Source organism: Burkholderia aenigmatica (assembly GCF_048627025.1).
GTDB lineage: Bacteria > Pseudomonadota > Gammaproteobacteria > Burkholderiales > Burkholderiaceae > Burkholderia > Burkholderia aenigmatica.
This window is the reverse complement of the sequence record NZ_CP184468.1, coordinates 2,145,918-2,171,157: the sequence shown is the minus strand read 5'-3', so window position 1 is coordinate 2,171,157 and position 25,240 is coordinate 2,145,918. Positions and strand designations below refer to the sequence as shown.

26 protein-coding genes and 1 pseudogene are annotated in these 25,240 nt (G+C 66.6%); 18 read left to right on the top strand and 9 right to left on the bottom strand.

Going from position 1 to position 25,240, the window contains the following annotated elements:
* Window positions 1-115 precede the first annotated feature (115 nt).
* The 6 genes from ACN8ZM_RS10155 to ACN8ZM_RS10130 all read left to right on the top strand — a co-directional run bounded on the left by ACN8ZM_RS10155 (window position 116) and on the right by ACN8ZM_RS10130 (window position 5,907).
* Window positions 116-895: a TatD family hydrolase gene (locus tag ACN8ZM_RS10155; protein ID WP_089450741.1), complete on the top strand. Its 780-nt coding sequence runs from the start codon at window positions 116-118 to the stop codon at window positions 893-895.
* A gap of 43 nt (window positions 896-938) precedes the next feature.
* Window positions 939-1,649 (top strand): ankyrin repeat domain-containing protein, encoded by a 711-nt coding sequence (locus ACN8ZM_RS10150; protein ID WP_043188152.1) that lies wholly within the window; start codon window positions 939-941, stop codon window positions 1,647-1,649.
* Window positions 1,650-1,768: 119 nt separating this feature from the next.
* Window positions 1,769-2,125, top strand: coding sequence for a Rap1a/Tai family immunity protein (locus ACN8ZM_RS10145; protein ID WP_006485939.1), 357 nt, complete (start codon window positions 1,769-1,771; stop codon window positions 2,123-2,125).
* Window positions 2,126-2,215: 90 nt separating this feature from the next.
* Window positions 2,216-3,388 (top strand): mechanosensitive ion channel family protein, encoded by a 1,173-nt coding sequence (locus tag ACN8ZM_RS10140; RefSeq protein WP_043188155.1) that lies wholly within the window; start codon window positions 2,216-2,218, stop codon window positions 3,386-3,388.
* A gap of 26 nt (window positions 3,389-3,414) precedes the next feature.
* Window positions 3,415-4,590 (top strand): AAA family ATPase, encoded by a 1,176-nt coding sequence (locus ACN8ZM_RS10135; RefSeq protein ID WP_122945603.1) that lies wholly within the window; start codon window positions 3,415-3,417, stop codon window positions 4,588-4,590.
* Window positions 4,591-4,842: 252 nt separating this feature from the next.
* Window positions 4,843-5,907 carry a glycosyltransferase family 4 protein gene (locus tag ACN8ZM_RS10130; protein ID WP_043188157.1) on the top strand — a complete coding sequence of 355 codons (1,065 nt, stop codon included), beginning with the start codon at window positions 4,843-4,845 and terminating at the stop codon, window positions 5,905-5,907.
* Window positions 5,908-6,012: 105 nt separating this feature from the next.
* On the opposite strand, the gene ACN8ZM_RS10125 is transcribed toward ACN8ZM_RS10130, so the two are convergent.
* The 3 genes from ACN8ZM_RS10125 to ACN8ZM_RS10115 form a co-directional block, all read right to left on the bottom strand.
* Window positions 6,013-6,600: a BPSL1445 family SYLF domain-containing lipoprotein gene (locus tag ACN8ZM_RS10125; RefSeq protein WP_043188158.1), complete on the bottom strand. Its 588-nt coding sequence runs from the start codon at window positions 6,598-6,600 to the stop codon at window positions 6,013-6,015.
* A gap of 230 nt (window positions 6,601-6,830) precedes the next feature.
* A complete protein-coding gene (locus ACN8ZM_RS10120) occupies window positions 6,831-7,280 on the bottom strand; it encodes a membrane protein (RefSeq protein ID WP_039367018.1) in 450 nt (149 codons plus the stop codon).
* 270 nt (window positions 7,281-7,550) lie between these two features.
* Complete coding sequence (locus ACN8ZM_RS10115) at window positions 7,551-7,841, bottom strand: PsiF family protein (protein ID WP_043188161.1); 291 nt, start codon at window positions 7,839-7,841, stop codon at window positions 7,551-7,553.
* Between the two features lie 271 nt (window positions 7,842-8,112).
* Here ACN8ZM_RS10115 and ACN8ZM_RS10110 point away from each other — a divergent pair, with 271 nt between their 5' ends.
* Entirely contained in the window at window positions 8,113-9,135 is a 1,023-nt protein-coding gene (locus ACN8ZM_RS10110; RefSeq protein WP_420209912.1) for an asparaginase, read from the top strand.
* 100 nt (window positions 9,136-9,235) lie between these two features.
* On the opposite strand, the gene lysM is transcribed toward ACN8ZM_RS10110, so the two are convergent.
* The 4 genes from lysM to gcl all read right to left on the bottom strand — a co-directional run bounded on the left by lysM (window position 9,236) and on the right by gcl (window position 13,754).
* Window positions 9,236-9,706 carry a peptidoglycan-binding protein LysM gene (gene lysM / locus ACN8ZM_RS10105; RefSeq protein ID WP_043188163.1) on the bottom strand — a complete coding sequence of 157 codons (471 nt, stop codon included), beginning with the start codon at window positions 9,704-9,706 and terminating at the stop codon, window positions 9,236-9,238.
* 483 nt (window positions 9,707-10,189) lie between these two features.
* On the bottom strand, window positions 10,190-11,080 hold the full coding sequence (locus ACN8ZM_RS10100) for a 2-hydroxy-3-oxopropionate reductase (protein WP_205823338.1): 891 nt from the start codon (window positions 11,078-11,080) through the stop codon (window positions 10,190-10,192).
* A 41-nt stretch (window positions 11,081-11,121) separates the two neighbouring features.
* Window positions 11,122-11,931, bottom strand: coding sequence for a hydroxypyruvate isomerase (hyi, locus tag ACN8ZM_RS10095; protein ID WP_043188167.1), 810 nt, complete (start codon window positions 11,929-11,931; stop codon window positions 11,122-11,124).
* 47 nt (window positions 11,932-11,978) lie between these two features.
* Window positions 11,979-13,754, bottom strand: a complete 1,776-nt coding sequence (gene gcl, locus ACN8ZM_RS10090) for a glyoxylate carboligase (RefSeq protein WP_174914744.1) — start codon at window positions 13,752-13,754, stop codon at window positions 11,979-11,981.
* 166 nt (window positions 13,755-13,920) lie between these two features.
* On the opposite strand from gcl, the gene ACN8ZM_RS10085 reads away from it, so the two are divergent.
* From ACN8ZM_RS10085 to ACN8ZM_RS10040, 10 genes are all read left to right on the top strand, one after another.
* On the top strand, window positions 13,921-14,832 hold the full coding sequence (locus tag ACN8ZM_RS10085) for a LysR family transcriptional regulator (protein ID WP_043188170.1): 912 nt from the start codon (window positions 13,921-13,923) through the stop codon (window positions 14,830-14,832).
* A 177-nt stretch (window positions 14,833-15,009) separates the two neighbouring features.
* The gene (locus tag ACN8ZM_RS10080) at window positions 15,010-15,651 is read left to right on the top strand and encodes an RNA polymerase sigma factor (RefSeq protein ID WP_205823339.1); all 642 of its coding nucleotides are present in this window, start codon (window positions 15,010-15,012) and stop codon (window positions 15,649-15,651) included.
* The gene (locus ACN8ZM_RS10075) at window positions 15,641-16,570 is read left to right on the top strand and encodes an anti-sigma factor family protein (RefSeq protein WP_420209911.1); all 930 of its coding nucleotides are present in this window, start codon (window positions 15,641-15,643) and stop codon (window positions 16,568-16,570) included. Before ACN8ZM_RS10080 ends, ACN8ZM_RS10075 begins: the two co-directional genes overlap by 11 nt.
* Before the next feature lie 304 nt (window positions 16,571-16,874).
* Window positions 16,875-17,249 carry a 30S ribosomal protein S6 gene (gene rpsF / locus ACN8ZM_RS10070; protein WP_006402295.1) on the top strand — a complete coding sequence of 125 codons (375 nt, stop codon included), beginning with the start codon at window positions 16,875-16,877 and terminating at the stop codon, window positions 17,247-17,249.
* A gap of 40 nt (window positions 17,250-17,289) precedes the next feature.
* On the top strand, window positions 17,290-17,589 hold the full coding sequence (priB, locus tag ACN8ZM_RS10065) for a primosomal replication protein N (RefSeq protein ID WP_006486250.1): 300 nt from the start codon (window positions 17,290-17,292) through the stop codon (window positions 17,587-17,589).
* 2 nt (window positions 17,590-17,591) lie between these two features.
* Complete coding sequence (gene rpsR, locus ACN8ZM_RS10060; RefSeq protein WP_004193360.1) at window positions 17,592-17,867, top strand: 30S ribosomal protein S18; 276 nt, start codon at window positions 17,592-17,594, stop codon at window positions 17,865-17,867.
* A 27-nt stretch (window positions 17,868-17,894) separates the two neighbouring features.
* A complete protein-coding gene (rplI, locus tag ACN8ZM_RS10055) occupies window positions 17,895-18,347 on the top strand; it encodes a 50S ribosomal protein L9 (RefSeq protein WP_039366989.1) in 453 nt (150 codons plus the stop codon).
* A 144-nt stretch (window positions 18,348-18,491) separates the two neighbouring features.
* Window positions 18,492-19,874 (top strand): replicative DNA helicase, encoded by a 1,383-nt coding sequence (locus tag ACN8ZM_RS10050; protein ID WP_011352313.1) that lies wholly within the window; start codon window positions 18,492-18,494, stop codon window positions 19,872-19,874.
* Between the two features lie 139 nt (window positions 19,875-20,013).
* The gene (locus ACN8ZM_RS10045; RefSeq protein WP_043188175.1) at window positions 20,014-20,640 is read left to right on the top strand and encodes a DUF47 domain-containing protein; all 627 of its coding nucleotides are present in this window, start codon (window positions 20,014-20,016) and stop codon (window positions 20,638-20,640) included.
* A 10-nt stretch (window positions 20,641-20,650) separates the two neighbouring features.
* Window positions 20,651-21,661, top strand: coding sequence for an inorganic phosphate transporter (locus tag ACN8ZM_RS10040; protein ID WP_043188176.1), 1,011 nt, complete (start codon window positions 20,651-20,653; stop codon window positions 21,659-21,661).
* 139 nt (window positions 21,662-21,800) lie between these two features.
* Here ACN8ZM_RS10040 and ACN8ZM_RS10035 read toward each other — a convergent pair whose 3' ends face one another.
* Together ACN8ZM_RS10035 and ACN8ZM_RS10030 are read right to left on the bottom strand one after the other, a co-directional pair.
* Window positions 21,801-22,895: a C40 family peptidase gene (locus ACN8ZM_RS10035; protein ID WP_420209910.1), complete on the bottom strand. Its 1,095-nt coding sequence runs from the start codon at window positions 22,893-22,895 to the stop codon at window positions 21,801-21,803.
* Window positions 22,896-23,135: 240 nt separating this feature from the next.
* On the bottom strand, window positions 23,136-24,938 hold the full coding sequence (locus tag ACN8ZM_RS10030; RefSeq protein ID WP_089425590.1) for a PhoH family protein: 1,803 nt from the start codon (window positions 24,936-24,938) through the stop codon (window positions 23,136-23,138).
* Between ACN8ZM_RS10030 and ACN8ZM_RS10025 the strand changes: the two are divergent.
* Window positions 24,834-25,078 (top strand): annotated as a pseudogene (locus tag ACN8ZM_RS10025) (hypothetical protein); the annotation flags it as partial. The gene ACN8ZM_RS10030 and the pseudogene ACN8ZM_RS10025 sit on opposite strands and share 105 nt — an antisense overlap.
* Between the last annotated feature and the right edge of the window lie 162 nt (window positions 25,079-25,240).

Sequence of the window (25,240 nt, the reverse complement as noted above, 5' to 3'; positions counted from 1 at the left end):
GAAACGATGACCGGCCCACGCCGCGACGCGACCGTGGCCGGCCGGCCCGCGAACGCCGCCCGTTGCCGCATGCCGGCGCGCGCATGAGCGCCCGCCTTACGTATTAGGAAACACGATGTTCGTCGACTCTCACTGCCATATCAATTTCAAGGGCCTGGCCGACCGCCTGCCGGCCGTTCTCGAGAACATGCGCGAGCACGACGTCACGCACGCGCTGTGCGTATCCGTTGATTTCGAGACGCTGCCGGAGGTCCTGGCGATTGCGGACGCGCACGACAACGTCTATGCGTCGGTCGGCGTGCATCCCGATCACGAGGACATGCGCGAGCCGACGCTCGCGGAGCTCATCGAGCTGGCTGCGCACCCGAAGGTCGTCGCGATCGGCGAAACGGGCCTCGACTACTACCGTCTCGAAGGCCGCTCGATCGCCGACATGGAATGGCAGCGCGAACGCTTTCGCACGCATATCCGCGCGGCGACCGCGACGATGAAGCCGCTGATCATCCACACGCGCTCGTCGTCGGAGGACACGCTGCGGATCATGGCCGAGGAGCGCGCGGACGTGCCGGGCGGCGTGATGCACTGCTTCACCGAGCCGTGGCCGGTGGCCGAGCAGGCGCTCGCGCAGAACTTCCACATCTCGCTGTCGGGCATCGTCACGTTCAAGAACGCGACCGACGTGCAGGACGTCGCGCGGCGCGTGCCGCTCGACCGGCTGCTGATCGAGACCGACTCGCCGTACCTCGCGCCGGTGCCGTATCGCGGCAAGCCGAATGAACCTGCGTACGTCAGCCATGTCGGACGCTTTATCGCATCCGAGCGCGGCATCGCCGTCGAGGCGCTGGCCGACGCGACGACGCAGAACTTTTTCCGGCTGTTCAAGATCGCCCGCTAACGACGTGCGCGCAGCCGACAACCCAGGGAAGGAGCCCACAACAATGACGAAGCCGATCAACCCTCTGCCGAAACGTGCACTCGTTGCCGCCGCGCTCGTCGCGAGCGGCCTGTTCGCGGCAGCCGGCGCGCATGCCGAATCGCTCGATGCGATCGTCAAGGCCGTCAAGTTCGACGACATCGCCGACATCGGCAAGCAGCTCAAGAGCGGCAAGCTCGACCCGAACACGATTGCGCCGAACGGCGACCCGCTGATCGTGATCGCCGCGCGCGAGAAGTCCGACAAGGTCGCGGCGGCGCTTGCCACGACGCCGAACGTCGATCTCGAGAAGGAAGACAAGGCCGGCGAAAACGCGCTGATGCTCGCGTCGCTGAACGGCGATGTCGGCCTCGCCAAGCTGCTGATCGACAAGGGTGCGGAAGTCAGCAAGAAGGGCTGGGCGCCGCTGCACTACGCGGCCACCAACGGCCAGGACGCCGTGGTGAAGCTGCTGCTCGACCACGACGCGTATATCGATACCGCGTCGCCGAACGGCACGACGCCGCTGATGATGGCGGCACGCGGCAACCATGCGTCGACGGTCAACCTGCTGCTCGACCAGGGCGCCGACCCGCAGGTGAAGAACCAGCTCGGCATCACCGCGCTCGAATTCGCGAAGCACTACAAGGCGCCGGACGCGATCGACATCCTGAGCAAGCGGACCGAGCGCGTGGGTGGATCGGCGCCGGCAGATGCACAAAAGAGTGCAAAATGACGGTTTTCGGTGCGGCAGACGGTGCCCGCCCGGCCGGATTCCGGCCGGAGCAGGGCGTCCCGGCGCCGCGCCGGCCAAGGCAGCAGGCGGTCTCGGGCCGCATTGACATAAGGAACACCATGTTGCGCGCAATGTTTTGTGCCGCGGCGTTTGCCGTGCCGTTGTCGGCGGCGGCTTTCACGGGCGCGGATCTCGACCGGCTGTGCGCGAAGACGGACGTCAAGTCGCGGGCGTCGTGCGCGGCCTACATCGAAGGCGCTGCCGACGGCGTCTACAACACGATCGACGCGATCGGCGGCACGACCGGGCCGCGGGTCGGCCAGTATTTCTGCCTGCCGCCCGACATCCGGGCGCAGCAGATGACCGACGCGGTGCGCAAGTACATCGCGGAAAATCCGAAGCTGGCCGACTACAACGCGAGCACCGCGGTGTCGCTTGGTCTCGGCAAGGCGTTTCCCTGCAGGAGCGGCAACTGATCTGACGCCGTGTCCGGGGCCTGCGCATGGCCCGGACGTCGCCGACGCATCCAGGACGAGGCGTGCGCGCCTCATCACCCACGGGCGCCGATGATTTCAATCGAGGAACTGCAGCGCATCACCGATGCGCCGCTCCATTCGTGGCTCGGCACGCTGGGCGTGTCGGTCATCGTCATACTGGTCGTCACGATCGTGCACCGTCTCGGCGCACGCATCGTCAAGCGCATCGCGCAGCCGTATCCGTTGATGAGCGCGATCCTGCGCTACATCGACCGGCCGTCGCTCGTCGTGCTCGCGCTGCTGGCGCTCGAATTCCTGTGGGTCCAGGCGGACGACGGCATGTCGTTCGTGCGCGGCATGCGCACCGCGGCGGCGGTTGGCTCCATCGTGTCGCTCACGTGGCTGCTGGTGCGGCTCGCCGCCGGCGTCGGCGACGCCATCATCCAGGCGCATCCGATCGATACGGCCGACAACCTTCAGGCCCGGCGCATCCATACGCAGGCCAGGGTGCTCGTGCGGACCGTGATGGTGCTGATCGTGATCATCGGTACCGGCGCCGCGCTGATGACGTTCCCGAACGTGCGCCAGGTCGGCGCGAGCCTGCTGGCGTCGGCCGGCGTCGCGGGCCTGGTCGCCGGTATCGCCGCGCGGCCGGTGCTCGGCAACCTGATCGCCGGGCTGCAGATCGCGCTCACGCAGCCGATCCGGCTCGACGACGTGGTCGTGATCCAGGGCGAGTGGGGGCGCATCGAGGAAATCACCGGGTCGTTCGTGTCGGTGCGGCTGTGGGACCAGCGGCGCCTCGTCGTGCCGCTGCAGTGGATCATCGAGAACCCGTTCACGAACTGGACGCGCAGCAGCTCGGAAATCATCGGCACCGTCTACCTGTCGGTCGATTACCGCACGCCGCTCGCGCCGCTGCGCGAGGAGCTCGCGCGGCTCGTTCATGCGGCGCCCGAGTGGGACGGCCGCGTGCAGGTGCTGCAGGTGACCGACGCGACAGAGCGTGCGATGCAGTTGCGTGCGCTCGTCAGCGCGGCCGATTCGTCGTCGTGCTGGGATCTGCGCTGCCGCGTGCGCGAAGGCTTGATCGCATACCTGCAGGACCGCTATCCGCAATGCCTGCCGCGCAGCCGGATGGAGCTGTATCCGCACGAATCGGCGCCGGATGAGCCGAACCCCGAACGGCCGCACGCGCGGCCGCCTGCCGCCAGCACGGCGGCCAACACCGCGGCCGATCCGCAGGCTGCCGAAGGCCGCTGAACGCGGCCCGCTCACCCTCCATCGTCATGACCGCGCTGAACACGCTCGCCATCGCCAATTACCGCTCGCTGCGCGAGCTGATCGTGCCGCTCGCGGCGCTCAACGTCGTCACGGGCCCGAACGGCAGCGGCAAGTCGAGCGTGTACCGCGCACTGCGGCTGCTTGCCGACACCGCACAGGGGCGCGTGATCCCGTCGCTGGCCCGCGAAGGCGGCTTGCCGTCGACGCTGTGGGCAGGCCCCGAGCGCTTCTCGCGGGCGATGCTGGATGGCGATGCACCGGTCACCGGCACGGTACGCAAGGGGCCCGTGAGCCTGAAGCTCGGCTTCGCCTGCGACGATTTCGGCTATTCGATCGATCTCGGCATGCCGATCCCGAGCAGCTCGCAGTTCTCGCTCGATCCGGTGGTCAAGCGAGAGTGCATCTGGGGCGGCGCGCTGTTGCGCCCGTCGACGTTGCTGGTCGACCGGCAGGGCGCGCAGATCCGCGCGCGCACCGCATCGGGCGACTGGCAGACGATTCCGCAGCCGGTGGCCAGCTTCGACAGCATGATGACCGAGTTCGCCGATCCGACCGGCGCGCCCGAGATGATCGCGGTGCGCGAGCGGATCCGCTCGTGGCGGTTCTACGACCATTTCCGGACCGATGCGCAGGCGCCGGCGCGGCAGTCGCATATCGGCACCCATACGCCGGTGCTCGCGGACGACGGCGCCGACCTGGCCGCCGCGCTGCAGACGATCCGCGAAATCGGCGACGGCGCGGCACTCGATGCGGCGCTCGACGACGCGTTTCCCGGCGCGTCGGTCGAGATCGACAATCCGGGCGGCCGTGGCCGCTTCGACGTGCTGATGCGCCAGCCGGGGCTGTTGCGGCCGCTCGCGGCGGCCGAGCTGTCGGACGGCACGCTGCGCTACCTGCTGCTCGCGGCCGCGCTGCTGACACCGCGGCCGCCGGCGCTGATGGTGCTGAACGAACCGGAGACGAGCCTGCACCCCGATCTGCTGCCGGCGCTCGGCCGCTTGATCGCGCAGGCGGCACAGCGCTCGCAGGTGCTCGTCGTGTCGCACGCGGCGCGGCTCATCGCGACGCTCGAGCGCGAGGCCGGCTGCGAATCGCTGGTGCTCGACAAGCAGCTCGGCGCGACGGGGCTCGTCGATGCCGACACCCGCGACCTGCCGGCATGGAAGTGGCCGTCGCGCTGACGAGCGGGGCGGCCTGCGTGCGGGCGTGATGGCCGCGTTGGGGCCGGATCGACCCGGCGGGCGGAATGTATCCTGCCTGTAACAACACCCATAAAATGCAAGGCGGGCGGTCCCGGGCAGCGGGATCGCGAATAATAATGAGATATCTGGCTGGCGCCGTGCCGGCCGGTGCCGTATGGGGGCGAGCGGGTTGCGCAAGCGCATACGTCCGCCGGCCGTGCCGCAACGGACAGGACACAGGAGACGTGGACCATGAGAATTGCCCAGATCGCGCCGCTGACCGAATCGGTGCCGCCGAAGCTGTACGGCGGCACGGAGCGCGTCGTGTCCTACATCACCGAGGCGCTCGTCGAGCTCGGCCATGATGTGACGCTGTTCGCCAGCGGCGATTCGACGACGCGGGCGAAGCTCGAGCCGGTCTGGCCGCGCGCGCTGCGGCTCGATTCGTCGATCCGCGACCGGGTCGCGCCGCACATGCTGCTGATGGAGACGGTCGCGCGCCGCGCGAAGGATTTCGACGTGCTCCATTTCCACATGGACTACTACTCGTTCTCGGTCTTCAACCGGCAGGAAACGCCTTACGTGACGACGCTGCACGGCCGGCTCGACCTGCCCGAGCAGCAGCCGGTGTTCGACACGTTCAACACGGCGCCGGTGATCTCGATTTCGAACGCGCAGCGCCAGCCGCTGCCGCAGGCGAAATGGCTGACGACCGTCTATCACGGGCTGCCCGATACGCTGTACATGCCGCAGCCCGTCGAGCCGCGCTATCTCGCGTTCCTCGGCCGCATCTCGCCGGAAAAGCGGGTCGACACGGCGATCCGCATCGCCCGTCAGTGCGGGCTGCCGATCAAGATCGCCGCGAAGATCGATTCGGCCGACCAGGAATACTTCGAGCGCGAGATCAAGCCGCTCTTCGCGCTGCCGCACGTCGAATACATCGGCGAGATCGCCGATCACCAGAAGGCCGAATTCCTGTCGGGCGCGCATGCGCTGCTGTTTCCGATCGACTGGCCGGAGCCGTTCGGCCTCGTGATGATCGAGGCGATGTCGTGCGGCACGCCGGTGATCGCGTTCAATCGCGGCGCGGTGCCTGAAGTGGTGGACGAGGGCGTGTCGGGTTTCATCGTCGAGGATGAAATCAGCGCGGTGGCCGCCGTGAACCGGCTGCACCTGCTGCCGCGTGCGCGTGTGCGGCAGCGCTTCGAGGCGCGCTTCACGTCGCGCCGCATGGCGCAGCAGTATGTCGACGTCTACCAGTCGGTGATCCGCGCGCAGAAGCGCTCGCGCTTCAAGGTGATCGACTCGACGACCTGACGCGCATGGCGCACGGCGCGCGCGGATAAAAAAACGGCGATGCCCGCAAGGACATCGCCGTTTGCGCATGGCCCGCGCGTAGTGCGCACGGGCAGTGCGTCAGCGTCAGATCTTCAGCTTCGAGACCTTGGTGCCGTTGATCGACACGTCGCCCATCAGGCCCGCGTTCGTCAGCACGATGACCTGGACCGGCGCGGTGGCCGTGGTCGTGTCGACCGCGCCGTTCGCGCCCATCTTCACGAGCGCGACCGACGCGCCGGCGCCGGCTGCCCAGCCGTCCGAGCCGCGGAATTCGTCGAGCGCTTCCTGCGTCATGAACAGGAACACGATCGCCTTCGACTGCGCACCGGCCTGCAGGCCGACCGACAGCGACGACGTGTTGTAGTAGCCGACCGTGCTGCCGCCGACGCGCAGTGCGCCGTTGCCTGACTGGCCGCCAACGATGAAGCCGGCCTGGATCACGTCCGGGAAGACGAGCACGCCGCGCGACTTCGCGACGAGTTCACGCGAACCCTTGACCGTGGAGTACATGCGCGACAACGTGGCGTCGACGCTCGAGTCGATTGCCTGGCGCTTCGACGCGTTGGTTGCGGCGTTGTCCGGCTTGTCCGGGGTGGTGGTGCAACCGGTGAGCGCGAGGCTACCGACGATGAGCGCAGCGGCGGCTTTCAGCACAAGATTCCGTTTTTGCATCGTTCTTCTCCATCGGATGATGTTCGGAGTGAGTCTCGCTCAGGGAGCGGATCACGTCGGCAGTTATATCACAGCGGATTACAGCCTCTTTTCGTTGCGACGTGAAAAAGCGTCAAATCGCGCGGGGATGTCGCGGCGCGCCAACGGACGAAGCGGCGCCCGCGCGCCGAGGTCGGGTCGGCATGCGGGAAACACGGCGGTCGATCGGACGGCGGCGCCTGCCGCGCGCATCAGTGCGTGACGGGCGGAACAGGCGGCTTGATCGGGGGACGGCGCAGCGCGCGGCGGATCAGCGCGATCACGACGCCGCAGGCGAACAGGAACGCGGCCGGCACGACCCAGTAGCCGACGAACGCATGCCACAGGTAGCTCGCGAGCGTGCTGCGGCGCACCACGTATTCGTCGCGGGCCGCCTGCTGGCGCGGCGCATTGGCGGCGAGCACGTCGGCCGGGCAGCCGGCCGCGCGCGCCTCGTCAGGATCCCCGTGGCACTTCGCGGCGGCGCCGGCTGCCTGCTGCGCGTCGGTGAGCTGCCAGGTGGTCAGCGCGAGCTGCAGGTCCGCCTTGTTGTACGCCATTTCCTCGCGGATCTCGCGCACGGCGACGATCGCAACGGGCACGGCCCAGAATACGATCACGATCAGCCAGCGGCGGAACCAGCGGTGTTGTCTCCATGCCATCCATGCCTCCGTTTGACGCGCGTACGCGTCTGTCTCGAGGGCGGCCCGATGGCGCTTCTTGTACTTGGATGGGCCGCGTTGCAGCCATCATAGAAGAAAACGCGGCGAATTGCCGCACCACGTGGCGGTGCCGGTCCGGCGGGCCGGGAAAGCGGGGCGGGACGCGTGACAAAAGCGCGGGGGCGGGGTGCGTCGATGCGCGTGCAACGAAAACAAAAATGCCGCGCCCGCCGAAGCGGTGCGCGGCATTCGAGACGGGAGCGCCGGGACTCAGGCGGCCGGCTGGCTGCTCAGGCAGCTCTTCATGAACGCCTTGCGGTCGTCGCCCTTCTTGCCGGTGGCCTGCGTGTTGCACGCCTTCATCTTTTCCTGCTGCGACATTGCTTTCGCGGGCTTCGCCGACAGGCAGTCCTTCATGAACGCCTTGCGTTCGTCGCCCGTCTTGCCGGCTGCCTGCGTGTTACAGGCCTTCATCTTGTCCTGCTGGCTGTTCGCCGCGAACGCGGGGGAAGCCAGCATGCCGCCGAGAAGCACTGCGGCTACGAGCGATTGAATTTTCATTTCGACACTCCCATGGGGTGAATTGCGTGTTATCGACGCCGTCACGAAGCACCGCGCGATGGGGATAGGGCCGCATCGCGCCGCGCGCACCGATTATGGCAAATCAATGTGAAAACACCAAAACGGCACTTCCTATAACGTTGCGGATACCACGGCCGTTGACGGCGCGCCCGGCCGGACGATCGGGACAAACCATGAGGTGCGCCGGCCGGCCTCGACCATCGCGCCGGAACCTGCCGGATCCCGGCCGCAAGCCTTTACAATCGCGGCCATGAATACTCCGAATTCCGTATCCCCTTCGTCCGCGGCGGCCCTGCCGCGCATCGCCGTGCTCGCCACCGGCGGCACGATCGCCGGCGCCGCGCCTGACGCGGCCAGCACGGCCGGCTATCAGGCCGGTGCGCTCGGCGTCAATTTCCTGGTCGACGCGGTGCCGGCGCTCGCGTCCGTCGCGCGCATCGACGCCGAGCAGATCGCCAGCATCGACAGCAAGGATCTCGCGCTGCCGCTGTGGAACACGCTCGCCGCACGGATCGACGCGCTGATGGCCGATCCGGCGATCGACGGCATCGTGATCACCCACGGCACCGACACGCTCGAGGAAACCGCGTATGCGCTGCACCTGGTCGTCACCGGCGACAAGCCGGTCGTGCTGACGGCCGCGATGCGCCCGGCGACCGCGCTGTCGTCCGACGGCCCGCTGAACCTGCTGAACGCGGTGACGGTGGCCGCGCATCCGTCCGCGCGCGGGCAGGGCGTGCTGGTCGCGTTCAACAACCGGATCCACGGCGCGCGCGATGTCGTGAAGACGAGCACCTATGCAGTCGACGCGTTCCAGTCGCCGGAACTCGGTGCACTCGGCTGGGTGCAGGACGGCCGGGTCGAATTCGCACGCCGCGTCACGCGTTCGCGCGACACGCAGCTGGCGATCGCCGCAACCTGGCCGCCCGTCGAAGTCGTCGCCAGCTATGCGGGCGTGACGCGTACGACAGTGGACGCGCTTGTCGCCGCCGGCGTGCGTGGTCTCGTCGTCGCGGGCACGGGCAACGGGTCGATCCATGCGACGCTGCAGGCAGCGCTGGCCGATGCGGTGAACGCGGGCGTTGCGGTGGTGCGCGCGTCGCGCGTCGGGTCGGGGCACGTGATGCGCAACGGCGCCGCGAACGACGATGCGCTCGGCTTCGTGAGCGCAGGGTCGCTGAACCCGTTCAAGGCACGCGTGCTGCTGATGCTCGCGCTCGCGAACGGCATTCACGGCCGCGACGAACTGCAACGCCGGTTCGATACGCTGTGACCGGCTGACCGAGACGCGCGGCTCGGGCCGCGCGCGTCACCATGAAAAAAGGCAGGCCATCGGCCTGCCTTTTTTGCGTCCGTCAGTCCGGCAGGAATGCTCAGGACTGCGGCGGAATCACGAGCTTCTGGCCCGGGTAGATCCGGTCCGGGCTCGACAGCATCGGCTTGTTCGCCTCGAAGATCACCGGGTACTTGTTCGCGTCGCCATAGACTTCCTTGGCGATCGCCGACAGCGTGTCGCCCGACTTCACGTCGTGGTACTGCACTTCCGGATCGTCCGGTTGCAGATCGTCGTCGTTGACACCTGCGACGCCCTGCACGTTGCCGGCCGCGACCTTGACCTTGGCCTTCGTGTCGAGGTCGGCGACGCTGCCCGTCAGCGTCACGGTGCGCGACGCGCCGTCGAACGCCACGGTCAGGTTCGACGTATCGAGACCCTGCGTGTTGATGTAGTTCTTGATGGCATCGGCCGCAGTCTGGTTTGCGGCATTCGGATCTTCCGCTGCTTGTGCGTCGGCATGACCCAGCAGTTTTTCACCCGCCTCTTTGATAAACGAAAGAAGACCCATCGTTGCACTCCTTAGGTGGTTGAAAAGAAAACGCGCCGTGAAGTGGCGAAAAAAACACCGCGCTGGGCGCGGTCACCGGAGGTGAACGCAAGCGCGGCGGTTTTCTCGAAAGGCGTGGCGAAAGTGTAGGCGTTCAGCGCGACGATTGCATGAAAAATCGCACGCTTGAACGTAAAGAAATGTAATACGCGAAATCCGACAGGCGGACACCCGACGACGACGTCTGACCGACCAAGGCTTCCCCGGCGCCGCCGGGTGCCGCTGCGGACCCCACCACGCCGCTCTCAGCCCAGAGCGGCGTTTTTCGCCCCGTCCCGCATGCCGACGGCAGTGCAGGGCGGGGCGCCCCACCGTGATGCGCGAGTGCGTCGCGCATCGATGCGACCGGCCGTGCCGGTCACGTGTGTCATTCGCGTGTCCGTCATCGCGACGGACCACGCGTTGCTGCGTCTACAGAAGGCGGCCGGGCGAGGCGGCCCGCGTTCAGCCTGCCGTCTTCTCGATCTCGAAGTTCGACATGATCTCGAGCGCACGCACGAGTGCCGAGTGGTCCCATGCCTTGCCGCCGTGCGCTGCACACACGCTGAACAGCTGCTGCGCGCTGGCCGTGTGCGGCAATGCGAGGCCGAGCTTGCGTGCGCCGTCGAGCGCGAGGTTCAGGTCCTTCTGGTGCAGCTCGATGCGGAAGCCCGGATCGAACGTGCGCTTCGTCATCCGCGCGCCGTGCACTTCGAGGATGCGCGATGCGGCGAAGCCGCCCATCAGCGCCTGGCGCACGCGCTCAGGATCCGCGCCCGAGCGGGCGGCGAACAGCAGCGCTTCGCCGACCGCTTCGATGTTCAGCGCGACGATGATCTGGTTCGCGACCTTGCAGGTCTGGCCCGCGCCGTTGTCGCCGACGAGCGTGATGTTCTTGCCCATCTTCTCGAACAGCGGCTTCGCGCGCTCGAATGCCTGTTCCGGGCCGCCGACCATGATCGTCAGCGTCGCTTCGCGTGCGCCGACTTCGCCGCCGGACACCGGCGCGTCGAGGTAGTCGCAACCGAGCGCGTTGATCTGCTTCGCGAATTCCTGCGTGTCGAGCGGCGAGATCGAGCTCATGTCGATCACGAGCTTGCCGGCCGAGAGACCCTTCGCGACGCCGTCGTCGGCGAACAGCACGTTACGCACGTCCGGCGTATCCGGCACCATCGCGATGATGATGTCCGCGTTCTGTGCGACTTCGGTCGAGTTCGCGACGACCTTCGCGCTGGCGCGCAGGTCGTCCGGGATCGGGAATGCGCCGTTCACGACGAGCTGGTGGTCGCCCTTGAGCAGGTTGCGCGCCATGTGCGCGCCCATGATGCCGAGGCCGATGAAACCGATGGTTGCCATGTGAAAGTCTCCTATAGGGGCGTATGCGGGAAGGGCGGTGCTCAGGCGGCGCGGCGCGCCGAACCGGCTGCGCAGCCGGCGACGCTTTGCAGCCAGCCGAGGCCTTCCGTCGTGGTGGTGCGGGGCTTGTATTCGCAGCCGACGTAGCCGGCGTAGCCGAGCCGGTCGAGCAGCGCGAACAGGAACGCGTAGTTGATCTCGCCCGTGCCCGGCTCGTTGCGGCCCGGGTTGTCCGCGAGCTGGACGTGGCCGATCGAGGCGAGGTTGCGTTCGATCGTCGCGGCCAGTTCGCCTTCCATGCGCTGCATGTGATAGATGTCGTACTGCAGGAACAGGTTGTCCGAGCCGACCGCGCGGATCACGTCGAGCCCTTCCGACGAGCGGTTCAGCGCGAAGCCCGGGATGTCGAAGCTGTTGCACGGCTCGACGAGCAGGCGGATGCCTTCGCGCTTGAGCGCATCGGCCGCAAAGCGCAGGTTGTCGACGATCGTGACGAACGTCTTGTCGCGCGCGGTGCTCGCCGACGGGATGCCGACGAGGCAGTTCAGCTGCGGCACCTTCAGCGCTTTCGCGTACTCGATCGCACGGCCGACCCCTTCCTGGAATTCGCCGACGCGATCGGGCAGGCACGCGATGCCGCGCTCGCCCTGGTCCCAGTTGCCGGCCGGCAGGTTGTGCAGCACGAGGCGCAGGCGATGCGTCTCGAGCCGCTCGGCGAGTTCCTCTTTCGCGTACGGATACGGGAACAGGAACTCGACGGCGTCGAAGCCCGCATCGGCGGCCGCCTTGAAGCGGTCGAGGAACGGCACTTCGTTGAACAGCATGGTCAGGTTTGCAGCAAACTTCGGCATGAGCTAAGCCTCTTCGGTCGGTCAGTCAGTCAAAAATGTCGTGCGCTTCAGTCGAGCATCGAGATCGCGGTCGGGGCGTGCTCGGCCTTTTCGGCGAGATCCTCGAATTCGTTGATCGCGTCGATTTCGGTGCCCATCGAGATGTTCGTCACGCGCTCGAGGATCACTTCCACGACCACCGGCACGCTGAACTCTTCCGCGAGCGTTTGCGCCTGGCGCAGCGCCGGCTCGATCTCTTCCGGCTTGAACACGCGCAGCGCCTTGCAGCCGAGGCCTTCCGCGACCGCCACGTGGTCGACGCCATAGCCGTTCAGTTCCGGCGCATTGACGTTGTCGAACGCGAGCTGCACGCAGTAGTCCATGTCGAACGCGCGCTGTGCCTGGCGGATCAGCCCGAGATACGAGTTGTTCACGACGACGTGCACGTACGGCAGCTTGAATTGCGCGCCGGCTGCCAGTTCCTCGATCATGAACTGGAAGTCGTAGTCGCCGGACAGCGCGACGATCGGGCGGCTCGGGTCTGCTGCACGCACGCCGAGCGCGGCGGGGATCGTCCAGCCGAGCGGGCCGGCCTGGCCGCAGTTGATCCAGTTGCGTGCCTTGAACACGTGCAGGAACTGCGCGGCGGCGATCTGCGACAGGCCGATCGTGCTGACGTAGCAGGTATCGCGGCCGAACACCTTGTTCATCTCTTCGTACACGCGCTGCGGCTTGACCGGCACGTTGTCGAAGTGCGTCTTGCGTTGCAGCGTGCGCTTGCGTGCCTGGCAGTCGGCGACCCATGCGCTGCGGTCCTTCAGCTTGCCGGCCGCCTTCCATTCCTGTGCGACGGCGACGAACAGTTCCAGTGCCGCCTTCGCGTCGGACACGATGCCGAGATCCGGGCCGAACACGCGGCCGATCTGCGTCGGCTCGATGTCGACGTGCACGAACTTGCGGCCCTTCGTATAGACCTCGACGCTGCCCGTGTGGCGGTTCGCCCAGCGGTTGCCGATGCCGAGCACGAAGTCGGACGCGAGCATCGTGGCGTTACCGTAGCGGTGCGACGTCTGCAGGCCGACCATGCCGGCCATCAGCGGGTGGTCGTCCGGAATCGCGCCCCACGACATCAGCGTCGGGATCACCGGCACGCCGATCGTTTCGGCGAACTGCACGAGCAGGTCTTCCGCCGCCGCGTTGAGCACGCCGCCGCCCGACACGATCAGCGGCTTGTCCGCGTCGTTGAGCATCGTGAGCGCCTTCTCGATCTGCGCGCGGGTAGCCGCGGGCTTGTAGACCGGCAGCGGTTCATACGTGTCGATGTCGAATTCGATTTCGGCGAGCTGCACGTCGATCGGCAGGTCGACCAGCACCGGGCCCGGACGGCCCGAGCGCATCAGGTGGAAAGCCTGCTGGAACACGCGCGGCACGAGCGCGGGCTCGCGCACGGTGACGGCCCACTTCGTGACGGGCTTCGCGATCGATTCGATGTCGACGGCCTGGAAGTCTTCCTTGTAGAGGCGGGCGCGCGGCGCCTGGCCCGTGATCGCGAGGATCGGAATCGAGTCCGCCGATGCGGAGTAGAGGCCGGTGATCATGTCGGTGCCGGCGGGGCCCGACGTGCCGATGCACACGCCGATGTTGCCCGGGGCCGCACGCGTGAAACCTTCGGCCATGTGCGACGCGCCTTCGACGTGGCGGGCCAGCACGTGGCTGATGCCGCCTGACTTGCGCATCGCGGAATAGAACGGGTTGATCGCTGCGCCCGGCACGCCGAACGCGGTCTGGATGCCTTCCTTCTCGAGCACGAGCACAGCTGCGTCGACGGCTCTCATCTTGGCCATGAATGTCTCCTTGAATGTGATGGATCTTGCGAATCGGTCTGTTGGGAACACTTTAGGGACGCAGGAAAGGTTTGATAAGATCAGCCGGAGTCGCTTTTTTCGAAACTAAAAGTATGGAATGACGGCCGGACGGGGCTTTCCGCCGGTGTCGGAACGGAGACGGGAGATGGATCGCTTCAAGCAGATCGAGACGTTCGTGCGGGTGGCCGATGCCGGCAGCCTCGCGGCGGCGGCGCTCGAGGAGGGGGTGTCGCCGGTCGTGCTCGGGCGGCGCATCGACGCGCTCGAAAAGCGTCTCGGCGTGAAGCTGATGTACCGCTCGACGCGGCGGCTGGTGGTCAGCGAGGAGGGCGCCGCGTTCCTCGAGCGCTGCCGCGGCCTCCTGTCCGAATGGGACCAGGCCGAGAACGAGCTGGCCGCCGGACGGCGCGCGGTCAGCGGGCACCTGATCGTGTCCGCGCCCGCCGCGTTCGGGCGCAAGCACGTCGCGCCGCACGCACCCGGTTTTCTGGTCGACAAGCCCGAGATGCAGCTGTCGTTCAACCTGACCGACCGCGTCGTCGATCTGGTGCGCGAGGGCTATGACCTGTCGATCCGGATCGGCGGCGCCGTCGATCCGAACTTCGTCGCGGTGAAGCTCGCGTCGAACCGGCGCGTCGTGTGCGGCACGCCCGAGTATTTCCGCCGGCATGGCCGGCCGAAGTCGCTCGACGACCTGCTCAAGCACAACTGCCTCGCGTTCAACCTGCAGGGCGGGCAGAACCGCGGCTGGTATTTCCAGCGCCACGGCAAGATCGCGACGATGCGCGTGGCGGGCAATCTCGACTGCAACGACGGCGAGCTGCTGCACCGCTGGGTGGCCGAAGGCCTCGGGCTCGGCTGGCGCTCGACGTGGGAAATCGCCGCGCAGCTCGAGACGGGCGAACTCGAGACCGTACTCGACGAGTATGCGCTGCCCGACTACGACATCCTCGCGGTCTACCCGCAGCAGCGCTACGTGCCGGCGCGCGTGCGCTACTTCATCGACTACCTGCGTGCCGCTTACGCCAGCCCCGGTTACTGGAGCACCACGCCGTAACCGGCGCGGACGGCCCGGCCACCGGATCGCCCGACGATTTTTTACGCGTCCGGCGCACGGCGCGGGAATAAACTCGACGCAACGGCGGTAAGGTCATCGAGCGCGCACGTTGCCGGTCTGTCCGGGCGCCGTGCGCGGAACGGGCGCGGCGTCGGCCGCCGGGACCAGGGAGGCCATGTGGGGCAAGCCGGACAGGCGGTCGATGAGCGGTCGGCGGACGACGCGGTTGCGCGCGGCGAGCGGTTTCGCGCGCTCGTGCTGCCGCATCTCGACGCCGCGTACAACCTCGCGCGCTGGCTGAGCGGCAGCGCCGGCGATGCGGACGACGTCGTCCAGGATGCGTGCATGCGCGCGCTGCGCTTCGTCGATTCGTGCCGCGGCGACAACGCGCGGCCGTGGCTGCTGACGATCGTGCGCCACACCTGGTACACGGAATGGCGTCGCCGCACGCATGCGCACGAGGTCGCGCTGCCCGACACGCTCGACGACACCGACGTACCCGACGACTGGCAACCGGCCACCGACGATCCGCTTGCGCACCTGCTGCGTGGCGAGAACGTGCGGCTCGTGAACGAGGCGCTCGCGAAGCTGCCGCCTGAATATCGCGAGGTGCTGGTGCTGCGCGAGATGGAGGACCTGAGCTACCGCGAGATTGCGGCGATCGCGGACGTGCCGGTCGGCACGGTGATGTCGCGGCTGGCGCGTGGCCGGCGCAAGCTCGCCGCGTTGCTGGGCGGCGCGCCGGCATCGGCGGCCGAAGGCAGGCCGGGCCGTACGCCGGCTGGCGGAACCGCATCGGAGGCGATCGATGGACTGTAACGAAGTGCGAGCGTTGCTGGACGCGGACGTCGACCGCGAGCTGTCGGCGCCCGATGCGTTGCGGGTCCAGCAGCATGTCGAAGGGTGCGAAGCGTGCCGCCGCGAGCGCGCGCGAATCGTCGCGCTGGGGCGGGCCGTGCGGCAGGCCGACTACCATCGGGCGCCGGACGAACTGCGGGCGCGCATTCTGGCAAGCCTGCCGGTGGCGGACGAGGCGGCTGTCGGGGTGCTGTCCCGCCCGGAACCGGCACCCCGGCCCGAAGCCCGACCGCAGCCGCAGCCGCAGCCGCAGCCGCAGCCGCAGCCGCAGCCGCGCGGCCGCCGCTGGTTCGCCTGGCCGGGCGGGCGCGGCATGTCGACGCGGCCGGCACCCGCCGGCCCGGGGCCGCGCGTGGCGGCGCTGCCGGGGCTCGGCTGGGGCGTGGCGCTGATGGTCGCGCTGGCCGCGGCGGCCGGGATGGCGCTCACTGCACACCACGCCGAAACCGATCGCACGGTCGACGAACTCGTGGCGAGCCACGTGCGGGCGGGCCTGTCGGCGCGCGACATCGACGTGATTTCGACCGACCGGCACACGGTGAAGCCGTGGTTCAACGGCCGGCTCGACTATGCGCCGCCGGTCGAGGATCTCGCCGCGAGCGGCTTCGCGCTGGTCGGCGGCCGGCTCGATTACGTCGGGCATCGCCGCGTCGCGGTGCTCGTGTACCGCTATCGGCAGCACGTGATCGACGTCTATGTGCGGCCGGCCGGCGAAGGCAACGCGCAGGCGCCGTACGCGACCGTGTCGCAGGGCTACGCGCTCGACCGCTGGGACGCTGCGGGGATGACGTGGTGGGCCGTGACCGACGCCGAAGCGCCGGCACTGACCGCGTTCAGGACCGCGCTCGACGCGCGGCTCGCGGGGGCGCGCAGCGAATAGCGGCGGGGCCGCCCGCATCGCTGAAGGGGGCGAGGCGCGGGCAAGGGCGCCTGCGTCGGGCCCGCCGGAGGGCGGGCAGCCGGCGCGGATCGCACCGGCAAACGATCCGACCCCGAACGTGAAACGACCGCCCGCTGGCCGTTTCGGCGCCGCACACGGCTCAAGTCGTTGAAAACACGGCCGAATCCGGCGGGAAATCATCGATCGACCTTGCGTATGCCCCGTATCCGGGTTAGAATCTTCGGCTTCTCACTTGCCACACCGGTTCAGACGCCCGGGTGGCTTTAATCCATAAGGAGTGTGTATGCGTCATTACGAAATCGTATTCATCGTGCACCCCGATCAGAGCGAGCAAGTGCCCGCGATGATCGAGCGTTACAAGACCACGATCACGTCGCACGGCGGCCAGATCCACCGTGTCGAAGACTGGGGCCGTCGCCAGCTGGCCTACATGATCGAGAAACTCGCGAAGGCTCACTACGTCTGCATGAACATCGAGTGCGACCAGACGACGCTCGACGAACTCGAACACGCGTTCAAGTTCAACGACGCCGTGCTGCGTCACCTCATCGTCAAGATGAAGAAGGCCGAAACCGGCCCGTCGCCGATGATGAAGGAAGTTCAGCGCGAAGAAGCCAAGAAGGCGGCTGCAGCTCAGCCGACCGAAGCGCAGGCTTAAGTTCGTCGTTATTTAAGCCATCAAGGAGCGCGCCACTCACGTGAACAGGTTGCAATTGACGGCAAGCGTCGTCGAACGTGCACCGGTGCGATATACGCCGGCAGGTGTTCCGATCGCAAGCGCCACGTTGCATCACCGCACGGAAGTCGTCGAAGCAGGCATTCCCCGTCAGGTCGAAATGACGATCGAGGCGGTGGCGGCCGGTGAGGCGAGCGGCAAGCTGGAAAGCCGTGAAATGGGCGTCGAGACGCTGTTCACGGGCTTCCTGGCAAAGAAAAGCCGCAACGCGAGAACCTTGGTGTTTCACATCACAGCATTGCAGGACATTGGAAAGGACTGAACATGGCCCGCCCCACTGGTAAGAAATTCGACAAGCGTCGTCAGCAACAAAACCCGCTCTTCAAGCGCAAGAAGTTCTGCCGCTTCACGGCAGCCGGCGTCGAGCAGATCGACTACAAGGACACGGAAACGCTGAAGGACTTCATCGGCGAAAACGGCAAGATCACGCCGGCTCGTCTGACGGGTACGAAGGCGCACTATCAGCGTCAGCTGGACACGGCAATCAAGCGTGCGCGTTTCCTCGCGCTGCTGCCGTACACCGATCAGCACAAGGCGTAATCAGGCGACGCAATAAGGAGAATTCGAATGCAAATCATTCTGTTGGAAAAAGTCGCCAATCTGGGCAACCTCGGCGATATCGTCAAGGTCAAGGACGGTTACGCTCGCAACTTCCTGATCCCGAACCGCAAGGCTCGCCGTGCAACGAAGGAAGCGATCGCTGAATTCGAAGTTCGCCGCGCTGAACTCGAAAAGATCGCCGCTGAAAAGCTGGCAGCATCGCAGGCAGTCGGCGAGAAGCTGAACGGCCAGTCGTTCGAAATCACGCAGAAGTCGGGCGTTGACGGCCGTCTGTTCGGCTCGGTCACGAACGGCGACGTCGCGGAACTGCTGAAGAAGGCAGGTTTCGAAGTCGAGAAGCTGCAAGTTCGCATGCCGGAAGGCCCGCTGAAGATGATCGGCGAGCACAGCGTCCAGGTCGCGCTGCACACGGACGTCGTCGTCGACGTCACGATCAACGTGATCGGCGACCACGCGTAAGCGTACGCAAGCTTTCCGGGCGGCTTCCGCCGTCCGGACAAGGGCAGGCGCCCGGGAAACCGGGGCCTGCCTTTTTTATTGCCCGCTCGCCGGCGACTGCCTCTCGCTGGCGTCGTCGTAGGTTATTCGCGATAATCCCAACCCATGAACGCGCCGCAAGATCCTCAAATCGAATCGCTGAAAGTCCCGCCGCACTCGGTCGAAGCCGAACAATCGGTGCTCGGGGGCCTGTTGCTCGACAACGCGGCCTGGGACCGGATTGCCGACTTCCTGTCGCAGGGCGATTTCTACCGCTACGACCACCGGATCATCTACGAGCACATCGGCCGCCTGATCGCGTCGACACGCCCGGCCGACGTCGTGACCGTGTACGAAGCGCTGACCACGTCCGGCAAGGCCGATGACGTCGGCGGGCTCGCGTACCTGAACGCCCTCGCACAGAACACGCCGAGCGCCGCGAACATCCGCCGCTATGCGGAAATCGTGCGCGACCGCGCGGTGCTGCGCCGGCTCGTGTCGGTCGCCGACGAAATCTCGGCCGATGCGTTCAACCCGCAGGGCAAGGAAGTCCGCCAGCTGCTCGACGAAGCCGAGTCGAAGGTGTTCTCGATCGCCGAAGATGGCGCGCGTGGCAACCAGGGCTTCCTCGAGATCGGCCCGCTGCTGACCCAGGTCGTCGAGCGCATCGACACGCTGTACCACACCGCGAACCCGAGCGACGTCACGGGCACGCCGACGGGCTTCGTCGACCTCGACCGGATGACGTCCGGGATGCATGGCGGCGAACTGATCATCGTCGCGGGGCGCCCATCGATGGGTAAGACGGCCTTCTCGATGAACATCGGCGAATACGTCGCGGTCGAGTACGGGCTGCCGGTGGCGGTGTTCTCGATGGAAATGCCGGGCACCCAGCTCGTGATGCGTATGCTCGGCTCGATCGGCCGGCTCGACCAGCACCGGATGCGGACGGGCCGCCTGACGGACGAAGATTGGCCGAAGCTGACGCACGCGGTGCAGAAGATGAGCGAGGCGCAGCTTTTCATCGACGAAACGGGCGGCCTGAACCCGATGGAATTGCGCTCGCGGGCGCGGCGTCTTGCGCGGCAATGCGGCAAGCTCGGCCTGATCATCGTCGACTACCTGCAGCTGATGTCGGGTTCGTCGCAGGGCGAGAACCGCGCGACCGAAATTTCGGAAATCTCGCGATCGCTGAAGAGCCTCGCGAAGGAACTCGACGTGCCGGTGATCGCGCTGTCGCAGCTGAACCGCGGCCTCGAACAACGCCCGAACAAGCGCCCGGTTATGTCGGACTTGCGTGAATCTGGCGCAATCGAACAGGATGCGGACGTGATCCTGTTCATTTACCGTGACGAAGTTTACAACCCGGACAGCCCCGACAAGGGCACGGCCGAGATCATCATCGGCAAGCAGCGTAACGGTCCGATCGGCCCCGTTCGACTCACGTTCCTGGGGCAATACACGAAGTTCGACAACTTTGCAGGGGCGCAGACCTTCTACGGCGAGTAACGCCGGTTTGTAAAGTCCTAAATCGCCAAGCGTTGTATCCAATCCCGGCGCGCGCATGTGCGCGCGTCGCGTCGCGACCGAAAACGGTACAATGTCGCCCGTTTTCGTGACAGTAGTTTGACAATCTCTCAGGAATCCCATGTTCGGTCGATTCATGCCCACCGAGGGCAAGTTCTTTGAACTTTTCAATGCGCACGCGAAGTACATCGTTTCCGGTGGCCGCGAGCTCGAACTGCTGATCGACAATCTCGCCGATGCCGAGATTCACAAGCAAAACGTGCAGACGGCCGAAAAGGCCGCAGACAAGCTCACGCACGAAACGATCGATCTGCTGCACAAGACCTTCATCACGCCGCTCGATCGCGACGAGATCCACAAGCTGATCACGACGATGGACGACATCCTCGACCTGATGGAGGACGTCGCGACGGCTGTGTCGCTGTACGACGTGCGTGCCGTTACGTCGGAAGCGAGCCAGCTCGCGCACATCGTCACGCAGTCGGCGCAGCACGTGCAGCAGGCCGTCGGCATGCTGTCCGACATGAAGCAGTCGGCGCAGATCCTCAAGGCGTGCGAGGAAATCGACCGCTGGGAGTCGGAGGCCGATCGGGTGCTGCGCGCGGCAATGTCGAAGCTGTTCCGCGAGGAAGACGACGTGAAGACGCTCATCAAGCTGAAGGCGATCTACGAGCTGCTCGAAGAGATCACCGACAAGTGCGAGGACGTCGCGAACATCATCGAAGGCATCGTGCTGGAAAACGCCTGAGCGGACCACGATGCATTCGATACAACTCGCCCTATGGATGGTCGCGACGCTGGTGCTCGTCGCGCTCGTATTCGACTTCATGAACGGCTTTCACGACGCGGCGAACTCGATCGCCACCGTCGTGTCCACCGGGGTGCTGAAACCCCAGCAGGCCGTCGTGTTCGCGGCGGCGTTCAACGTCATCGCGTATTTCATCTTCCACCTGAAAGTCGCGCAGACCGTCGGTAAAGGCACGATCGATCCCGAGATCGTCGACCACTACGTCGTGTTCGGTGCGCTGATCGGTGCGATCGGCTGGAACGTGATCACGTGGTACTACGGGATTCCGTCGAGCTCGTCGCATGCGCTGATCGGCGGCCTGGTCGGCGCGGCGCTCGCGAAGTCCGGCTGGAGTTCGCTGAACATCGACGGGCTGCTGAAGACCATCGCGTTCATCTTCATTTCGCCGCTGCTCGGTTTCATCCTCGGCTCGCTGTTCATGCTCGGCGTGTCGTGGCTGTATTTCCGTACCGCGCCCAGCAAGGTCGACCGGCGCTTCCGCCGGCTGCAACTGCTGTCGGCCGGGCTGTACAGCCTCGGCCACGGCGGCAACGACGCGCAGAAGACGATCGGCATCATCTGGATGCTGCTGATCGCGACGGGCTATGCGTCGGCGACCGCCGATGCGCCGCCCGCGTGGGTGATCGGCGCGTGCTACCTGTCGATGGGCCTCGGCACGCTGTTCGGCGGCTGGCGCATCGTGCGCACGATGGGCCAGAAGATCACGAAGCTCAAGCCGGTCGGCGGTTTCTGTGCGGAAACCGGCGGTGCGATGACGCTGTTCCTCGCATCGTTCCTCGGCATTCCGGTGTCGACCACGCACACGATCACCGGCGCGATCGTCGGTGTCGGCGCGACGCAGAAGTTGTCGGCCGTGCGCTGGGGCGTCGCCGGCAACATCGTGTGGGCATGGGTGCTGACACTGCCCGCGTCCGCACTGTTCGCGGCGGGCGGATGGTGGCTTGGCCACCAGATCTTCTGATCACCGACGCGGACGGATCGACATGAAATGCGCCGCAAGCCGAAAGGCTGCGGCGCATTTTCTTTTGGAACGGGGTGTTCGTGGCGGACGATGAGCGACGGATGCGGGCCGAGGTGGCCGGCGTGGCTGGCGAAGCGGGTCAGTAACTTCCGTTCGCGAACCGTGCAATCGGATCGTCTGCGGTGGCAGTGCGCGGGCTGGCGGGGGCGGATTGCGTCGACGCGCGCAATACCTGGACAGGGGCGGGTTCGGCGTTGCGCGGTGACGTCGCTGCGACGGCGGGCGGCGGCTCCGCATCGAAGGCGGCAGCCTGGGCCGCCGTCAGGGCCGTCGTCGGAATCCGTGTGCCGACCTCGGCTGGGCCGGCCGGCGCGGTATTCGCCGCCACGGCGGCGGTGCCCGTGCCGTCATTCACGGACGTTGCCTGCTGTTGAGCGGCCTGCATGCGCGGCGGCGGCGGTTCATACGGGTCGGCCGACGCGGCTGCAGGGGCGGCCGCGGTGGTCGACGCGACCTGCGTGGCCGGCATGACCGGTGCGGGTGCCTGGGCCGCGGCAGGTTGCGGCGGTGCATAGGCCGGTTGCCGCGGCGCGGCGGCAGTCACGACCACCGGGGCAGGTGCGACCGCCGGCGCGCTGCGCGGCTCGTCACGCTTCGCCTCGTAGGTCGGCGCATCGAACGGCGTAGGCGCCCCGCGCGGCGGCGCGACCCGGCGAATGCCGTCGAATCGCTTGGCCCAGTACGGGTTCGTCAAGTAGTCGAGCCGTACGGTACCGCCCGTCGACGGCGCGTTGACGAAGCGCAGCTTGCCGACATAGATGCCGACGTGCGAATGCGGCCGTCCGGTCGTATTGAAGAAGATCAGGTCGCCTGGTGCGACCTGGTCGGGATCGATCGACACGCCGCGGCCGCTCATGTCGGCGGTCGTGCGCGGCAGGTTCACGTCGGCCGCGCGGCCGATCACGTAGCGCACGAGCCCGCTGCAGTCGAAGCCGCTCGTCGGCGTGTTGCCGCCCCAGCGATACGGGACGCCGACGAGGCTCATCGCCTGGATCGAGATTTCTTCCTGGCCGACGCTGTGATCGACGAACTTCGGGAAATTGGCGGGGGCGGGGAATGCGCGCGGCGTCGTGATCTTCATGCCCGAGGCGGGACGCGATGCCGACTGCGGCGGCACGCTGGAGCAGGCCGCAAGCAGTGAAACGACAGCAACGGGAACCCAGATTCGAAGCATGGCAAGGCGGGCGAGCGCGACACGCTCGCGAATCGTATGACAACAGACAGACCCGATGGTAGACGCTCCGGCGGGGCTTAAGCAACCATTCTTGAGAATTTACTTGAAGTTTCGCGCGTAAACCGGGGTGTTGCGTGACGATGTATTACTTGTGATTTCGACCCCAAATAAAAACGGCGCTCCGGAAACGGAGCGCCGCGAGGCGTCGGGTGCCGGCCGACGGGCCGGCACAACGCGTGATTACAGGATGTCCGACGCGTAGTCGGCGAGCCGCGAGCGTTCGCCGCGCGCGAGCGTCACGTGGCCGCTGTGGCCCCAGCCCTTGAAGCGGTCGACCACGTACGTGAGGCCCGAGCTGCCTTCGGTCAGGTAAGGCGTATCGATCTGCGCGATGTTGCCGAGGCACACGATCTTCGTGCCGGGGCCCGCGCGCGTGACGAGCGTCTTCATCTGCTTCGGCGTCAGGTTCTGCGCTTCGTCGATGATCAGGTACTTGTCGACGAACGTGCGGCCGCGCATGAAGTTCATGCTCTTGACCTTCAGGCGCGAACGGATCAGTTCCTGCGTCGCCGCGCGCCCCCATTCGCCGGCAGCGTCGTCGGTCTTCTGCAGCACTTCGAGGTTGTCGTCGAATGCGCCCATCCACGGCTGCATCTTCTCTTCCTCGGTGCCCGGCAGGAAACCGATGTCCTCGCCGACGGGCACGGTCGCGCGCGTCACGATGATCTCGTTGTAGCGCTTGTCGTCGAGCACCTGCGCGAGGCCGGCCGCGAGCGCGACGAGCGTCTTGCCGGTGCCGGCCTGGCCGAGCAGCGTGACGAAGTCGATCTCGGGGTTCATCAGCAGGTTCAGCGCGAAGTTCTGCTCGCGGTTGCGCGCGGTGATGCCCCACACGTTGTTCTTGTGGTGGCTGTAGTCGCGCAGCGTCTGCAGCAGCGCCGTCTTGCCGTTCAGTTCGCGGACGATCGCATGGAACGTCGGCTCGCCGTTCTGCGGCTCGAGATAGACGAACTCGTTGACGAGCATCGACGCGACGAGCGGGCCCGTCACGCGGTAGTACGTGGTGCCCGTCTTCGTGTCCTGCCAGCTCTCCATGCCCTTCGCATGCTTGGTCCAGAAGTCCTGCGGCAGTTCGCGCACGCCGTTGTACAGGAGGTCTTTATCCTCGAGCACCTGGTCGTTGAAGTAGTCTTCCGCGGGCAGGCTGAGCGCGTGCGCCTTGATCCGCATGTTGATGTCTTTCGACACCAGCACGACCTGGCGATCGGGCCGGTCGCGCTGCAGCGCGCGCACGACGCCGAGGATCTGGTTGTCGGCCTTGCCTTCGGGCAAGCCTTCGACGGGCGCGATGTCCGCAAGCTTCGTCTGGAAGTACAGGCGGCCGAGCGCCTCGCGGCTGCCGAGGCGCGACAGCGGGATGCCGGCCGTGATCGGGCCGGCATCGGCGACGAGCGCGTCGAGCGTGCGGCTGACCTGGCGTGCGTTGCGCGCGACTTCGGACATCCCCTTCTTGTGGTTGTCGAGTTCCTCGAGCGTCATCATCGGCAGATAGACGTCGTGTTCCTCGAAGCGGAAGAGGCTGCTCGGGTCGTGCATCAGCACGTTGGTGTCGAGCACGAACAGTTTCTGCAGTTCGGCTTCGGCGGGCTTGCGGCTGCGCGACTTCGTCGCGGCGCCGGTATCGCGCGCGGGGGCGGCGGCCGGTTTGTCGGCAGCCGGTTTGTCGTTGCGTGCAACGACCGGTGCCGCGGGTTCGGCGGGCGCCGGCATCGGCTGCAGCAGGGCAGCCGTCTGTTTGGTCTTGCGGCCGCGTGCGGGTGCGCTCGCGGCATCTTGCGCCGAAGACGCGACGGCGCGCAGCGGCGCGGCCGTGTTTGCGGCTTCGGTCATCGGTTGGGCCACGCTAGCCGGACCAAAGTCACCGGCTGTGGATGCGTCCCCTTCGGCGGATTTCTTCGCGGCTTTCGCGGGCCGCGCTTTCGCCTTGTATTCGTCGGGCGGCAGCAGGCTGCCGAGCTTGCTGGGGGGAGTAGGCAAAGGCATGGTGTCCCTCGGGAGGAATCGTGTCGCATGGCGTGCGCCGCTGATCGCATCCTGCGTGACGTAGACGCATGCAGTTTGCGCGCGGTGGCGCACAGGAAGTTCGTCTAGCCGGTTCGCCTAGGTGTCGGTCAGCTCCTTGACGCGGTGAGGGCCGGACCGGGGGCCGGCGCGCGATCCATAAAAAAAGCCGCTGCCTCGTCGAAAGAGGCATGCGGCTCGGCTGATACCGTCGTAATGCGCGTCAGGTGCCGGCAAGCATCGCAACGAGCACCGGCGCAGCTACGAGAAATATGGGGCGAACT

Coding starts and splice junctions, on each gene's coding strand:
- ACN8ZM_RS10075 (WP_420209911.1), top strand. CDS start 15,641: ATGGACTGTAACGAAGTGCGAGCGTTGCTGGACGCGGACGTCGACCGC.
- rpsR (WP_004193360.1), top strand. CDS start 17,592: ATGGCCCGCCCCACTGGTAAGAAATTCGACAAGCGTCGTCAGCAACAA.
- ACN8ZM_RS10115 (WP_043188161.1), bottom strand. CDS start 7,841: ATGAAAATTCAATCGCTCGTAGCCGCAGTGCTTCTCGGCGGCATGCTG.
- ACN8ZM_RS10135 (WP_122945603.1), top strand. CDS start 3,415: ATGACCGCGCTGAACACGCTCGCCATCGCCAATTACCGCTCGCTGCGC.
- gcl (WP_174914744.1), bottom strand. CDS start 13,754: ATGGCCAAGATGAGAGCCGTCGACGCAGCTGTGCTCGTGCTCGAGAAG.
- ACN8ZM_RS10145 (WP_006485939.1), top strand. CDS start 1,769: ATGTTGCGCGCAATGTTTTGTGCCGCGGCGTTTGCCGTGCCGTTGTCG.
- ACN8ZM_RS10030 (WP_089425590.1), bottom strand. CDS start 24,938: ATGCCTTTGCCTACTCCCCCCAGCAAGCTCGGCAGCCTGCTGCCGCCC.
- ACN8ZM_RS10150 (WP_043188152.1), top strand. CDS start 939: ATGACGAAGCCGATCAACCCTCTGCCGAAACGTGCACTCGTTGCCGCC.
- ACN8ZM_RS10045 (WP_043188175.1), top strand. CDS start 20,014: ATGTTCGGTCGATTCATGCCCACCGAGGGCAAGTTCTTTGAACTTTTC.
- ACN8ZM_RS10050 (WP_011352313.1), top strand. CDS start 18,492: ATGAACGCGCCGCAAGATCCTCAAATCGAATCGCTGAAAGTCCCGCCG.
- ACN8ZM_RS10140 (WP_043188155.1), top strand. CDS start 2,216: ATGATTTCAATCGAGGAACTGCAGCGCATCACCGATGCGCCGCTCCAT.
- hyi (WP_043188167.1), bottom strand. CDS start 11,931: ATGCCGAAGTTTGCTGCAAACCTGACCATGCTGTTCAACGAAGTGCCG.
- rpsF (WP_006402295.1), top strand. CDS start 16,875: ATGCGTCATTACGAAATCGTATTCATCGTGCACCCCGATCAGAGCGAG.
- ACN8ZM_RS10125 (WP_043188158.1), bottom strand. CDS start 6,600: ATGCAAAAACGGAATCTTGTGCTGAAAGCCGCCGCTGCGCTCATCGTC.
- ACN8ZM_RS10120 (WP_039367018.1), bottom strand. CDS start 7,280: ATGGCATGGAGACAACACCGCTGGTTCCGCCGCTGGCTGATCGTGATC.
- ACN8ZM_RS10110 (WP_420209912.1), top strand. CDS start 8,113: ATGAATACTCCGAATTCCGTATCCCCTTCGTCCGCGGCGGCCCTGCCG.
- ACN8ZM_RS10085 (WP_043188170.1), top strand. CDS start 13,921: ATGGATCGCTTCAAGCAGATCGAGACGTTCGTGCGGGTGGCCGATGCC.
- ACN8ZM_RS10155 (WP_089450741.1), top strand. CDS start 116: ATGTTCGTCGACTCTCACTGCCATATCAATTTCAAGGGCCTGGCCGAC.
- rplI (WP_039366989.1), top strand. CDS start 17,895: ATGCAAATCATTCTGTTGGAAAAAGTCGCCAATCTGGGCAACCTCGGC.
- ACN8ZM_RS10100 (WP_205823338.1), bottom strand. CDS start 11,080: ATGGCAACCATCGGTTTCATCGGCCTCGGCATCATGGGCGCGCACATG.
- ACN8ZM_RS10130 (WP_043188157.1), top strand. CDS start 4,843: ATGAGAATTGCCCAGATCGCGCCGCTGACCGAATCGGTGCCGCCGAAG.
- ACN8ZM_RS10035 (WP_420209910.1), bottom strand. CDS start 22,895: ATGCTTCGAATCTGGGTTCCCGTTGCTGTCGTTTCACTGCTTGCGGCC.
- lysM (WP_043188163.1), bottom strand. CDS start 9,706: ATGGGTCTTCTTTCGTTTATCAAAGAGGCGGGTGAAAAACTGCTGGGT.
- ACN8ZM_RS10040 (WP_043188176.1), top strand. CDS start 20,651: ATGCATTCGATACAACTCGCCCTATGGATGGTCGCGACGCTGGTGCTC.